We start from the raw sequence: 13,076 nt of genomic DNA, 5'->3' as shown, positions 1-13,076 counted from the left end.
CGTAGAACCGGTCGCTCACTCAAAGCTGACAGGAATATGAATCACTTCATAAACCTGACTTACTTTAGTGTGAGACTCTTGATACTTTCGCTTTCTGATCCGAGGATCAGCTCGCTTTCATCAAGCGCCCACACTTATCGGCTGTTAATTTTTAAAGAGCATTTCTGCGAGGAACCTGAGGTTTCCTGGCAGCGCTGCGTTTTCAGCAGCAGAGAAGCGAGATTATGAACCGTGTTTCGCAGCTCGTCAACAACTTTCTAACTGCTTCGTTGCGACTGCGGGGTCCATCTTCCTGCACCGCCAAGGCTCGTTACCACCGAACCTCACCAGCACCGCTTCCCTTCCTCCCGCGCCTCGTTTCCGTTAGCGCGAAAGAGGCGTGATTCTAAGCAGCTCACGCCGTGAGCGCAAGGGGCTTGAAGCAACTTTTTTACAAACGTCGCAACTCGGCCGTCCGGCCGTGTCTGGGCACGATGCCGCTTATGGTGCAAAGAACGGACTAGAATGTGAGGTTCTTCGCCTCTTTCTATATACGTCTTTAATATGCGCCAGCGAATCGCCAAACGCCTCCCCCCCGATGCCGACAAACTGGTCGGTCTGTCGCTTGCGCTCTTCGCGTCGGGCAGCCGCATCGAGGATCGCTTCTGGGAAGCGAAGCTCGATGCGCTGCTCGCCAAGATTGTCCGCAACGGCAATCAGACCACGCTCGATGCCGCGCTCGACCATCTTCAGCAGAATCATCCCGACGCCTACGGTGCGCTCGCCGACATGGCCGAGACACACAGCGAGTCGATGGTGATCGAACACGACGGCCAACCGTACGATGCGCTGCTGGTCGCCGTCCCGGTTCTCGCCTGGACGCGCTACATGATTCCGTCGGGCCCGCTCAAGAGCGACGTTGCCGACGCGCTGCGAACGCACCTGCAGGCTCACGTGCTCGCGAACGGCACCCTCGTCGGGCTCGCACCGTTCCTCTACAGCATCGACCAGTTGCCGCGGCACCACGTGGAAACCTACCGGCTGGCCCAGCAACTCGCCCATGCGGCAATCGGCCAGAACACCCCGAAGCTGAGCTTCGGCGACCTGCCGGAAACCTCGCCGATCCTGGCCGATCCGCGCTTCCTGCTGGCGGTCGTCGCGGCACCCGCCGGCTCGCCGCTGTTCCGCTGGCAGGAAGAAGAAAACGGCAGTCGGATCGAGCGCGGCCAGTGCCTCGAACAATGGACGGCCCAAGGCGGCCCGAACCTGTCGATCGCGTTGCCCGGCTGCGAGTTCGAATGCCTGCTTCCGGACGCGTACTACTCGGCCTGTCGCGATGCGGACGAACGCGTGCGTCCGCACACCGTCCGAACGGCCATTCGTTATCTATTCGACACACTTGGTGCGGCGCCGCAGGAATTGCGCGCGGTGGTCGCCGGCTTCGGCGAACGTCGTATCGACGAGTATCGCGTCGGCTTCACGCGGCGTGCCAGCAACGACGTGATCTACGGCGTCGTGTGGCCGCTCTACGGCCGTGAAAACGGCGACGTATCGATCGACAACGCGACGCTCGAAGGCGAAGCGCCGATGGAAGGACCGCTCGAGGAAATCGTGAGCCTGCTGAAGGAATGCGGCGTAACCGACGTCCGCCGGCACGCGGGCCGCTTCGAGCCCGAATATTGCGACGACTGCGGCGTGCCGCTTTACGCCGATCCGCTCGGCGAAATCGTCCATGCGGAAATGCCGGAAGACGCGTCACCCGCCCAGCCGCACTTCCACTGACCTACCCCGCAGGCCTCGACAGCCTGCCCTGCCCAAAGCCGCTTCCGGTGCCCGCCGAAGCGGCTTTTTTCTTATCCGACGCCGGTCGCCCAAAATTTCGAACTTTTCCTAAGCCTTTCAGACAAGCAGACAGCGTGTAAGGTCTTTGTCATTATCGGGGCCAGCCAATACCCGACAGCAGGCAATGACTCACTTTACGGAGGTTGAATATGCGGTTCTTGATACTTAACTCAGACGCCGAACGGCGTGACGGACTGAAGACCCTGTTGCGGCAGATCGACCGGCACGCCAGCATCAACGATGCGCCTGACGGTTTCCAGGCGCGCCGGCTGCTGCGCAACCAGCGTTTCGACCTCGTCGCGATCGACTGGCTGGACGTGGGCCGGCTCAGCGAGCTTCAGGCACTCGGCAATGCGTGCTCGCCGACACCGGTCGCCGTCCTGGTCGACGACACCTCGCCCGAAGCCATCCAGCGCTTCTTCAACTACGGCGTCGCGGGCGTGATCCCGCATTCCACGCGGCCGCACCTGATCGTGCGAGCGCTCGAGATCGTCCTGCTGGGCGGACACTACATTCCGCCGATCGCCCTCAGCCTGCTGCCGTCCACGGCGACGACGGCGCGCCACGACGCCCATTTCCAGACGCTCGCCGGCTCGCTGCCCCGGCGGCCGCCGAGCGGCCTCCTGTCGCCGCGCCAAGCGCAGATCATGCGGTTCGTCCACATGGGCAGCACGAACAAGATGATCGCGCGTACGCTCGGCATCAGCGAAGGCACCGTGAAGATCCACCTCGCGAGCATCTTCCAGCAACTCGGCGCCGCGAACCGGGCCGCCGCGGTCGCGATCTACAACGGCTGGCTGTCGCCCCATCTCGAGGTGCTGCTGGCGAACCGTAACCGCGCCCGCAAACCGGCCATAGGAGAACACGGCCCGGCGCCCCTACGTACACAACGGCACGACCGTCCATACCCGTTGCCCACCGCGAATGCCGGCACGCAGGACCTGCCGCTCGCCGCCGAGCCGCCGGCACGGTTCCGGCGCGAGCGCTAGGCAAACAGTCTCGATATTGCGACGGTCGGGCATGTGCAGGCTCCCACCTTTGATGCTCAACGAGTAATATGAACGCATGGGTTTTCTTTTCACACCGCTTCCGCTCTGGATTGGCATCGGTGGCTGGATCGCCGCCGTGGCCCTGCTCACGCTCGCGATCTGGAAGCGCCCCTTCGTACGCCTGCAAGACGCCACGCTTCAGCACGTGTGGCTTGCACTCGTCACTGCGATCACGGTCCTGTGGGCCTCGAACGCATGGCTCGAGGATGGCATCGTCATGCATCTGCTCGGCGCAACGTTGCTCGTCACGCTGTTCGACTGGACACTCGCCCTGATCGCGATGGGCGTCGTCACGGCGATTGCCGCAGTCATCTTCGACGCGCCGTGGCAAGGCATCGGGCTGACCTATCTGATCTACGGTGCGCTGCCTGTCGGCGTGTCGGCGTTGCTGCAGCGCGCCGCCCTCGCCTGGCTGCCGCACAACCTCGCGTCGTTCATCACCGGGCAGGGCTTCCTGTCGCCAGCCATCGCGATCGTCGCGGTCGCCGCCGCGGCGGCCGGCGTCCAGCTCGCGCTCGCGGACGGCGTGCCCGTCGTGATTCCGGCCGGCTATCTGCTGAACACCGCGCTGCTCGCGCTCGGCGAAGCATGGTTCACCGGCATGGCAACGGCACTCATCGCCGTCTATCGCCCTGCGTGGGTCACGACCTTCGACGTCCGGCGCTACCGCCTCGGCGGCCCGCGCGCCTGAATTTCCTCCGGATCGGCTCGGTGCACACGCGTACCGGCGGCCCTCCCGCGGCGCGCGTCGAATACGCCACCTACTGCCGCACAACTTTTTTACGCTAAGATTGAACTCCTGTTCTTCATCGGGCATCTATACGTGCCCGATGTCTCCTTCGCTCCTCACCAATAACCAGATGGACAGCTCACCTGCCTCGCTCCGGATTTTCCGGGCGCTCGGCAAGCTGGCAGCCTGTATCGCGGGCCTGTCGCTTGCGCTTCCCGCTCCGGTATTCGCCGACCTGCTCGACCAGCGCTCCGAACTGATCAACAAATTCGTCAACGAGATGCATGCCGATCCGCTCGTCGCCGATTGTGCGGCGCACGGCAGCTTCATCGCCAGCACGTCGACGGCCTTCGACCGCGTCGACTTCGCACCGAACGCATTCGACAGCGGCAACGCGACGATCACGCCGTGGAACGACTCGTTCGACCAAGGCAAGCAGCGCGTGAAAGTCGACAATATCGTCACCGTCGACGGGCTCGGCATCCACAGCAACGGCGGCGATCCGACGCCGCTGAAATTCCGTTGCGGCTATGTCGGCCAGCAGATGCTCGCGTTCAGCTGGAACGACCCGGTTCCGCCGCTGAAGCCGCGCGTCGAACGCTCGTCGTCTTCGACGAAGAAGTTCAAGGGCAAGTCGCACCGCGGCAAGGCCAAGGCGAAGGCATCGGGCCGCACCGGCAGCAAGAAGGCCGTCGCAACGAAGAAGTCGAGCGGCCAGAACAAAGCCGTGAAGAAAAAAACCGCGAAGAAGTCCTGATACGACGGAGCGGCAGCGACAGCAGCAAAAAAAGCCGGTGCATCGCGAGATGCGCCGGCTTTTTTCATGCGACGACGGCTGCGCTTACGCGAACGTGTCGACGTGCACCAGGATCGCGGCCAGCATCGCCGCGCCGAGCGCCGCGCTGCGCTCGCCGTTCCAGCCGACGCGCTCGTCGGGGAGGTTCGCGTTGTCCTTGAACGGCATTTCGAGCGTCAGCGACAGACAGCCGAACTGGTGGCCGATGTACTTCGACGCGAGCTTCAACGCATCTTCCTTGTACTTGCTCGCCGCGTAGCCGTGCTCGGTCTGGAAGTCGGGGCTCGCGACCTTGAACGCGTCGATGAACGCGGCCTGCTCCTTGCCCTGCTGCTCGGTAAAGCTCGGCAGCATCTCCGAGCCGGCGACGAACACGTACGGCAGATCCTCGTCGCCGTGAATGTCGAAGAACATGTCGCAGCCGATCGCGTGGATGGCGTCGCGCACGGCCAGCACCTCAGGGCTGCGCTCGGCGTCTGGCGCCATCCACTCCCGGTTCAGGTTCGCGCCGGCCGCATTGGTGCGCAGGTTACCGTGCACGCTGCCGTCCGGGTTCATATTCGGGACGATGTAGAACATCACGCGATCGTAGAGCTTGCGCGCAACCGGATCGCCGGCCCAGTCGCCCCATCCGGCCAGCCGCTTGACCAGGCCTTCGACGAACCACTCGGCCATCGACTCACCCGGATGCTGGCGCGCGATGACCCACACCTTCTTCTTCGGCGCACCATCGGTTTCCGGCGTGCCGAGCGTCAGCAGCGACATCGGACGGCCTTCGACCGTGCGGCCGAGCTCGACGACGCTCGCCTGCGGCAACTGCTGGACCGCGCCGAGAAACGCCGCGTGGCGCTCTTCCGAGTACGGTTCGAAATACGCGTAGTAGATGCTGTCGAACTCCGGCGTATGGTCGATGGTCATCGTCTTGCCGTCGAACGTCGTCGGCACGCGGAACCAGTCGACCCGGTCGTAGCTCGCCACCGCGTGGTAGTTGCGCCAGCCGGACGGATACGCGCATTCGGCTGCGTTCTCGAACGTCATCACGCACCGCTCGCCGCGCGCACCCGTCAAGCGGTAGTAAAACCATTGCGCGAACTCCGAACGATTGTCGCCGCGCACGCGCAGCCGGATCGCGTCGGGGCTGTCGCACGACACGACGTCGATTGCACCTGCATCGAAATTACTGGTAATCGAAACGGCCATCTATCTCTCCTTTGTCGATCGGAGTTAGCGCTTTAGCGCTTACTCCGGTCCCATGCAAAGCTGTCGATCGGAGTTGGCGCTTTAGCGCTTACTCCGGCCTCATGCAAAGCTGTCGACCGGTGTTAGCGCTTTAGCGCTTACTCCGGCCTCATGCATGCACCGGCCGTCTCGTGAACGGCCGGCACGGTCACTCGCCGACGCGCCGGCGATATACGTAAGTCGAATCGTTCGACGCAGCCGCATCGAACGCATAGCCGTCGGTCGCGAATGCCTTCAACGCCTTCGGGTCGGCGATCCGGTTCTCGACGACAAAACGCGCCATCAGGCCGCGCGCGCGTTTTGCATGGAAGCTGATGATCTTGTAGCGGCCGCCCTTCCAGTCCTCGAATACCGGCGTGACGACCGGTGCGGCCAGCAGCTTCGGCTTGACCGACTTGAAGTATTCGGTCGACGCGCAGTTGACGAGCACGCGCGCGGCGCCGCTGCGCGTCTCGAGCTGCTCGTTCAGCGCTCGCGTGATGCGGTCGCCCCAGAACGCGTACAGATCCTTGCCGCGCGCGTTCGCGAACCGCGTGCCCATCTCGAGCCGGTACGGCTGCAGCAGATCGAGCGGACGCAGCAGCCCGTACAGGCCCGACAACACGCGCACGTGCTGCTGCGCATAGTCGAGATCGGTGGACGACAGCGATTTCGCGTCGAAACCTTCGTAGACGTCGCCATTGAACGCAAGCACGGCCTGCTTCGCGTTGGCCGGCGTGAAAGTCGGCGACCAGTCGGCGTAGCGCTGGAAGTTCAGGCGCGCGAGCGGATCGGAGATATCCATCAGCGTCGCGATGTCCTGCGGCGACAGCTTGCGCAGGCCGTCGATCAGCTCCGACGCGTCGTCGACGAATGCAGGCTTCGTGTAAGACAGGACGTGCGGGGGCGTATCGTAGTCGAGGGATTTGGCGGGAGAGAGAACGATTATCATAGAGGCTCGCTGGCACGCCGTGCCTTGCGGTCAGACGAAAACCACCGATTGTAACGAATGACCCGCTCTCTCGCCCCGCATGCCGCACACCGCGTCGTGCTCGACTCGAACGTCTGGATCGACATCCTCGTATTCGACGACCCCGCTACGCGACCGATCCGTGCCGCGCTGGAGCACGGCATGCTTGCCGCCGTGATCGACGGCCGCTGCCTGACCGAACTCGAATACGTGCTCGACTATCCGCAGTTCCAGTCGCGTGCGATCGACAAGGCTGCCGCCCTCGCCACGGTCGCCCGGCTCGCGAGCCTCGTCGAACCGCCGCCCGTCGACGCCGACGCGCCGCCGCTGCCGAAGTGCAAGGACCGCGACGATCAGAAATTTCTCGAACTCGCCCGCGCCGCACAGGCCGAGTGGCTCGTGTCGAAAGACCGCGCGCTGCTGAAGCTCGCGAAGCGCACCGCACGCGACTTCGGTTTCCGGATCGCGCAACCCGCGCCGTTCGTGGAGGCCTGCGCACTCGACGCCGCGCCGCCCGCCGCGGCGACGCCCGCCTGACGCCCCCCATCCGCATTCGACCGTATCGATGAACGCTCCTTCAGATATGCCAACGACGCCCGTTTTCCCCTCGCGCCTGCCGAACGTCGGCACAACGATCTTCACGGTCATGAGCGCGCTTGCCGCCGAAAAAGGCGCGGTAAATCTCGGCCAGGGTTTTCCTGATTTCGATTGCGATCCGCGCATCGTCGATGCGGTCGCAACCGCGATGCGCAACGGGCACAACCAGTATCCGCCGATGGCCGGCGTCGCGCCGCTGCGCGACGCGATCGCCGCCAAGATCGCGCAGGTATACGGCCGGCATTACGATCCGGCCACCGAAATCACCGTGACGGCCGGCGCGACGCAGGCGCTGCTGACGGCGATCCTGTGCACGGTGCATCCGGGCGACGAAGTGATCGTCGTCGAGCCGACCTACGACAGCTACCTGCCCTCGATCGAGCTCGCCGGCGGCAAGCCCGTGTTCGTCACGCTGGAGGCGCCCGACTACGCGATCCCGTTCGACCGTCTCGCGGCCGCGATCACGCCGAAAACGCGGATGATCCTGATCAACACGCCGCACAACCCGACGGGTACCGTGTGGCGCGAGGCGGACATGCGCAAGCTCGAGGACATCGTGCGCGGCACCAACGTGCTGATCCTGTCCGACGAGGTCTACGAACACATGGTCTACGACGGTGCCCGCCACGAGAGCGTCGCGCGCTACCCGGAGCTCGCCGCGCGCAGCTTCATCGTGTCGAGCTTCGGCAAGACCTACCACGTGACGGGCTGGAAGGTCGGCTACGTCGCGGCGCCTGCCGCGCTGACCGCGGAGTTCCGAAAGGTCCATCAATTCAACGTGTTCACGGTGAACACGCCGATGCAGATCGGGCTCGCCGACTACCTACGCGACCCGGCGCCGTACCTGTCGCTCGCGGGCTTCTATCAGCAAAAGCGCGACTTCTTCCGGGCCGGCCTCGAACGCACGCGCTTCAAGCTGCTGCCGTGCACGGGCACGTACTTCCAGTGCGTCGATTACTCGGCGATCAGCGACCTGCCCGAAGCGGAATTCTCGAAGTGGCTCACGTCGGAAATCGGCGTGGCCGCCATTCCGGTGTCGGCGTTCTATCACGAGCCGCACGAATCGGGCGTCGTCCGCTTCTGCTTCGCGAAGCAGGAAAGCACGCTCGCGTCCGCGCTCGAACGGCTCGCGCGCCTGTAAGACCCCGCACGCCGCCCTTGGGAAACCGCGCTTACGAACGCACGACCTTCGCCGCTTCGACATACTCCTTGCGCTCGGCCGCCACGCGTTGCGCGGCCGGGCGTTCACTCACCGTCTTCGCGTGCGCCTTCCAGTCGATGCCTGCATCGAGCAGGAAGTCGCGGCCGAAGATGGCCTTCGTCGCCATGCCGATGACCGGCAAATGGACCCACGAGGCGATGTCCGCGAGGCCGAACGATTCGCCGAGCACATACGGCGAAAACTGCGTCATCTGCTTGAATGCATCGATCGCGCGCGGCAGGCGCTTCTCGACGTGCGCCTTCGTCCCGTCGCTGACCTTGCCGCCGAAAAACGCTTCCGTGTACACCTCGCGCGCCATCCACTCGAGATACAGCTCGAGCGTCTCGACCAGTTCGCGCACCTTCGCCGCCGCGAATGGACTCGCGGGCAAAATGCCTTTCTCGGGATAGCGCGCCGCCAGATATTCGATGATCACCTGCGACTCGAACAGCGCGCCCTCTTCGGTCTTCAGAAACGGAATCTTGCCGAGCGGCGAATCGGCGAGCCGGACCGGATCGCTGATCGGCAAACCGCACGTCACTTCCTCGAACGGAATATCGTGCTCGAGCAGGACGAACTTCACCTTGTTGTAGTAGTTGGACAACGGAATACCGCACAGCTGTAGCATCAGGGTCTCCTTCCTTGCTGAAGCGCGGCCGCATCGATGCCGGCCGCATCGGGATTCATCACGCTGAAAAGCACGTTCGTGCTAGTCTAAAGCAAGTCGTGCGTTCGTCATGACGACATTACCTCCGCTGCGGCGTCATCTCCGTCTGTCCGAACGACACGTGCGGCGTCGCCGCCGCGCCACCCGATGGAGACATGCTCGCATGAGTGCTGAACTGCTGGCCTCGCGTCCGCCCGAGAGCGAATCGACGCTCGTCCTCACGCTGTCCAATCCCGGCGCGCGCAACGCGCTGCATCCCGACATGTACGCGGCCGGCATCGAAGCGCTCGCCACCGCCGAGCGCGATCCGGCGATTCGCGCCGTCGTGCTGACGGGTGCCGATCGTTTCTTCTGCGCAGGCGGCAACCTGAACCGGCTGCTCGAGAATCGCTCGAAGGATCCGTCCTTCCAGGCCGACAGCATCGATCAGCTCGCGGCATGGGTAACGGCGATCCGCGCGTCGACGAAGCCGGTGATCGCGGCCGTCGAAGGCGCCGCGGCCGGCGCGGGCTTCTCGCTCGCACTCGCGTGCGACCTGATCGTCGCCGCACATGAAGCAAAATTCGTGATGTCGTATGCGCGCGTCGGCCTGACGCCCGACGGCGGCGGCTCATGGTTTCTCGCCCGCGCGCTGCCGCGTGCGATCGCGGCCGAGATCCTGTTCGAAGGCAAGCCGGTCGCCGCCGAACGCCTGCATGCGCTCGGCGTCGTCAACCGGCTCGCCGCGCCCGGCACGGCATTGAGCGACGCACTGGCATGGGCCGACGTGCTCGCCGGCATCTCGCCGAATGCGCTCACGCGCATCAAGTCGCTGCTCGACGACGCGAGCGCGCAACCGCTGGATGCGCACCTCGGCACCGAGCGCGATCATTTCGTCGCGTCGCTGCATCATGCGGACGGCCTCGAAGGCATCACCGCCTTTCTCGAGAAACGCCAGCCGCGCTACAAGCGCTGATCCGCCGCGTCGGCCTTCGAACCGACCCACGCCGCCGCGTCCATCCGATGCGGCTCGTCGCCGCCGCGCGCAACGTCGCGACGATCCGCGGCCCGGCCGCGCATGCCCGCGGCACGCGCGCTTCCGTCGCCAGCAGCCCGCGTCGATCCATGCTCTAATGACCGCCTGTCGCGGCGCCGACGGCGCCGTTTTCGCGCATGCCATACAGGAGTTGACGATGATCGACGTCTATAGCTGGGCGACCCCGAACGGCCACAAGGTGCACATCATGCTCGAGGAAACGGGCCTCGCGTATCGCGCGCATCCGGTCGATATCGGCGCGGGCGACCAGTTCGAGCCCGAGTTCCTGAAGATCAGCCCGAACAACAAGATCCCCGCGATCGTCGATCCGGACGGCCCCGGCGGACAACCGATCTCGCTGTTCGAATCGGGCGCGATCCTGATCTACCTCGCGGAGAAGACCGGCAAGTTCCTGCCGACCGATCCGGCCGCGCGCTATGCGACGCTCGAGTGGCTGATGTTCCAGATGGGCGGCGTCGGCCCGATGCTCGGGCAGGCGCACCACTTCCGCCTGTATGCGCCGGAGAAGATCGAGTATGCGGTCGACCGCTACACGAACGAAGCGAAGCGCCTGTACAACGTGATGGAAAAGCGCCTCGGCGAATCCGAGTATCTCGCGGGCGACACGTACACGATCGCGGACATCGCGACGTTCCCGTGGACGCGCTCGTGGCAGAACCAGGGCATCGTGCTCGACGCGTTGCCGAACGTGAAGCGCTGGCACGAGGCGATCGCCGCGCGAGCGGCCGTGCAGCGCGGCGTCGAGGTGCTCGCGTCGATGCGCAAGGCGCTGCAGGACGACAAGGCACGCGAGGTGCTGTTCGGCGCAACGCAATACGCGAAACGCTGACAAGCGCATGACGAGCGGAGCGGCATCCGTGCATGCCGCTCCGTGCTTCAGAAGTAATGCAGCGTGATGAACTCCGCCGCGCATACCGGCAGCGGCGCGTCGGGGCGCTCGATCTGCATCGATACCGACCACGTCACCTGGATGCCGCCGCGCGCGGCGTCTGCGATTTCCTTCACCGCGAACAGCGCACGCACACGCGTGCCGACCGGCACCGGCTTCAAAAACCGCACGCGGTTCAACCCGTAGTTCACGCCCATCTTTTGCTCGAAGCGCATGGCGTCGGTCATCAACGCAGGAATCAGCGACAGCGTCAGGAACCCGTGCGCGATCGGCCCGCCGAACGGCGACTCGCGCCGCGCGCGCTCGGGGTCGACGTGAATCCACTGATGATCGCCGGTCGCGTCGGCGAAACCGTCGACGCGCGGCTGGTCGATCTCGATCCAGCCGCTCGCGAGCGGCTCCCCGCCGACCCGCTCCCGCAACGCCTGCGCCGATGCGATCAGCGGCAAGGTGACGTCCGTCATGAGTTCGCGCCCTCCGGACGGCGCAGCCCGAAAATCACCTTGGTATGCACGCTGATCACCGTCTCGCCGGCTTCGTTCATGCCGATCCATTCGGTCGACACGATGCCGCGATCGGGCTTGCTCTCCGACACGCGCTTGTCGTGCACCTTCTGGTACATCGTGATCGTATCGCCGGCGCGGACCGGCTTCAGCCAGCGGATCGAATCGATGCCCGGCGAGCCCATGCTGGTCGAATCCGGCCCGAGCTTCTTGACCAGCAGGCTCATGAACACCGAGCACGTATGCCAGCCGCTCGCGACGAGGCCGCCGAAATGCGATGCCTTCCCCGCTTCCTCGTCGATATGGAACGGCTGCGGATCGTAGCGCTTCGCGAACGTCTTGATGTCGTCGGCCTCGAACGTGTAGCGGCCCACTTCGGTCGTACTGCCGACCACCAGGTCTTCGTAACTGATACCCACTGATAAGTCTCCTTGTCTGGCGCGCTCGCGCGTCGCCGTCATGCTACGTCGGTCTGCGCGAAATCGGGCAGCGCCGCGATGCGGGCGAGGTGATGATCGGTATCGCCGAGCGTCGTCTCGATGATCGACAGCCGCTTGAACAGGTGCGCGGCGGCCACCTCGTTGGTCACGCCCATGCCGCCGTGCAACTGGACGGCCTGCTGGCCGACGAAGCGCGCGGCCGCACCGACCCGCGCCTTCGCGGCCGACACGGCCTTGCGTCGCGCATCGGCATCGCCGTTCGCGTAGCGCACCGCCGCGAGATAGGTCAGCGAACGCGCCTGCTCGGCATGAATGAGCATGTCGACCATCCGGTGCTGCAGCGCCTGAAAACGCGCGATCGGCACGCCGAACTGCTCGCGCGTCTTCGTGTATTCGACCGTCGCGCGATTCAGTTCGTCGAGCGCGCCGACCGCTTCCGCACACAGCAGGAAGGTCGCGTAATCGGCGATCTGCTCGAGTGCCGCCGCGTCGCGCGCACCGCCCGTCAGCAGTCGGGCCGGCGTGTCGTCGAACGCGAGCGTCGCGGCACGCTGGCCGTCGATGGTCCGGTAGTCGACCACCTTCGCGTTGGCCGCATCGCGTTCGACGACAAAGAGGCCGATGCCGCCGCCGTCGACCCGCGCGGGCACGATCCACGCATGCGCCTGGGCGCCGTGCTGAACCACCGACTTGGTGCCGGTCAGCCGGTACGTGCCGCCCTGCTCCCGCGCGTGCGTGTCGAGTTCGTACAGGTCGTAGCGCGCCTGCGGTTCGTGGAACGCGACCGCCAAGCGCTTTTGGCCTTGCGCGACCGCCTCCAGCAGCGCGGCGTCGGCGCCTGCGCCGGAGCCGGCGATCCGCAGTGCTTCGACGCCGACCGCCGTGGCCCAGTACGGCTCGATCACGAGCGCGCGGCCGAGCTCCTGCATCACGACCAGCATGTCGACCGGGCCGCCGCCGAAGCCGCCCTGGGCATCGGGCACGGGCAACGCGGTCAATCCCAGTTCGGTGAATGCGCTCCACTGCGCATCCGACACGCCGGCATCGCTGCGCACGATCGCCTGACGCGTTTCGAAGCCGTATTGCTCGCCGAGATACCGGCGCAGCGCGTCGGCGAACTGCTGCTGCTCATCGGTAAAGCTGAAATCCATGGTTGTCT

The 13,076-nt window shown here is 65.0% G+C and carries 14 protein-coding genes; 8 read left to right on the top strand and 6 right to left on the bottom strand.

The features are described from left to right. Window positions 1-543 precede the first annotated feature (543 nt). The 4 genes from HWX09_RS30430 to HWX09_RS30415 all read left to right on the top strand — a co-directional run bounded on the left by HWX09_RS30430 (window position 544) and on the right by HWX09_RS30415 (window position 4,357). Window positions 544-1,761, top strand: a complete 1,218-nt coding sequence (locus HWX09_RS30430; protein WP_027784960.1) for a DUF2863 family protein — start codon at window positions 544-546, stop codon at window positions 1,759-1,761. Between the two features lie 209 nt (window positions 1,762-1,970). Then, window positions 1,971-2,810 (top strand): response regulator transcription factor, encoded by an 840-nt coding sequence (locus tag HWX09_RS30425; protein ID WP_027784961.1) that lies wholly within the window; start codon window positions 1,971-1,973, stop codon window positions 2,808-2,810. Between the two features lie 76 nt (window positions 2,811-2,886). After that, window positions 2,887-3,561 (top strand): energy-coupling factor ABC transporter permease, encoded by a 675-nt coding sequence (locus tag HWX09_RS30420; protein ID WP_027784962.1) that lies wholly within the window; start codon window positions 2,887-2,889, stop codon window positions 3,559-3,561. 139 nt (window positions 3,562-3,700) lie between these two features. Then, window positions 3,701-4,357 carry a hypothetical protein gene (locus HWX09_RS30415; protein WP_027784963.1) on the top strand — a complete coding sequence of 219 codons (657 nt, stop codon included), beginning with the start codon at window positions 3,701-3,703 and terminating at the stop codon, window positions 4,355-4,357. Window positions 4,358-4,441: 84 nt separating this feature from the next. Here HWX09_RS30415 and HWX09_RS30410 read toward each other — a convergent pair whose 3' ends face one another. Continuing rightward, window positions 4,442-5,596 carry a M14-type cytosolic carboxypeptidase gene (locus HWX09_RS30410; RefSeq protein WP_027784964.1) on the bottom strand — a complete coding sequence of 385 codons (1,155 nt, stop codon included), beginning with the start codon at window positions 5,594-5,596 and terminating at the stop codon, window positions 4,442-4,444. 187 nt (window positions 5,597-5,783) lie between these two features. Then, window positions 5,784-6,566, bottom strand: coding sequence for a peroxide stress protein YaaA (gene yaaA, locus HWX09_RS30405; protein WP_027784965.1), 783 nt, complete (start codon window positions 6,564-6,566; stop codon window positions 5,784-5,786). Between the two features lie 57 nt (window positions 6,567-6,623). Here yaaA and HWX09_RS30400 point away from each other — a divergent pair, with 57 nt between their 5' ends. Both HWX09_RS30400 and HWX09_RS30395 read left to right on the top strand, forming a co-directional pair. Then, window positions 6,624-7,121, top strand: a complete 498-nt coding sequence (locus HWX09_RS30400; RefSeq protein ID WP_027784966.1) for a putative toxin-antitoxin system toxin component, PIN family — start codon at window positions 6,624-6,626, stop codon at window positions 7,119-7,121. Between the two features lie 28 nt (window positions 7,122-7,149). Next, complete coding sequence (locus HWX09_RS30395; RefSeq protein WP_027784967.1) at window positions 7,150-8,322, top strand: pyridoxal phosphate-dependent aminotransferase; 1,173 nt, start codon at window positions 7,150-7,152, stop codon at window positions 8,320-8,322. A gap of 31 nt (window positions 8,323-8,353) precedes the next feature. On the opposite strand, the gene HWX09_RS30390 is transcribed toward HWX09_RS30395, so the two are convergent. Continuing rightward, window positions 8,354-9,010 carry a glutathione S-transferase gene (locus tag HWX09_RS30390; protein ID WP_027784968.1) on the bottom strand — a complete coding sequence of 219 codons (657 nt, stop codon included), beginning with the start codon at window positions 9,008-9,010 and terminating at the stop codon, window positions 8,354-8,356. A 202-nt stretch (window positions 9,011-9,212) separates the two neighbouring features. On the opposite strand from HWX09_RS30390, the gene HWX09_RS30385 reads away from it, so the two are divergent. Both HWX09_RS30385 and HWX09_RS30380 read left to right on the top strand, forming a co-directional pair. Then, entirely contained in the window at window positions 9,213-10,004 is a 792-nt protein-coding gene (locus HWX09_RS30385; RefSeq protein WP_027784969.1) for an enoyl-CoA hydratase, read from the top strand. Between the two features lie 217 nt (window positions 10,005-10,221). Next, window positions 10,222-10,914, top strand: a complete 693-nt coding sequence (locus tag HWX09_RS30380) for a glutathione binding-like protein (protein ID WP_027784970.1) — start codon at window positions 10,222-10,224, stop codon at window positions 10,912-10,914. Window positions 10,915-10,961: 47 nt separating this feature from the next. Here the strand turns inward: HWX09_RS30380 and HWX09_RS30375 are convergent, their stop codons facing one another. From HWX09_RS30375 to HWX09_RS30365, 3 genes are read right to left on the bottom strand one after another with little or no spacing between them, the layout of a single operon-like run. After that, window positions 10,962-11,438 carry a MaoC family dehydratase gene (locus tag HWX09_RS30375; protein WP_027784971.1) on the bottom strand — a complete coding sequence of 159 codons (477 nt, stop codon included), beginning with the start codon at window positions 11,436-11,438 and terminating at the stop codon, window positions 10,962-10,964. Further along, a complete protein-coding gene (locus HWX09_RS30370) occupies window positions 11,435-11,896 on the bottom strand; it encodes a MaoC family dehydratase (protein ID WP_027784972.1) in 462 nt (153 codons plus the stop codon). The genes HWX09_RS30375 and HWX09_RS30370 overlap by 4 nt, the downstream gene beginning before the upstream one ends. Window positions 11,897-11,934: 38 nt before the next feature. After that, window positions 11,935-13,068, bottom strand: a complete 1,134-nt coding sequence (locus tag HWX09_RS30365; RefSeq protein ID WP_027784973.1) for an acyl-CoA dehydrogenase family protein — start codon at window positions 13,066-13,068, stop codon at window positions 11,935-11,937. Window positions 13,069-13,076: the final 8 nt, after the last annotated feature.

Origin of the sequence: Burkholderia sp. BCC1208, from assembly GCF_902833095.1 — a bacterium.
Taxonomy (GTDB): domain Bacteria; phylum Pseudomonadota; class Gammaproteobacteria; order Burkholderiales; family Burkholderiaceae; genus Burkholderia.
The sequence above is the reverse complement of the archived record's forward strand: the minus strand, read 5'-3'. Positions and strand labels throughout refer to the sequence as shown.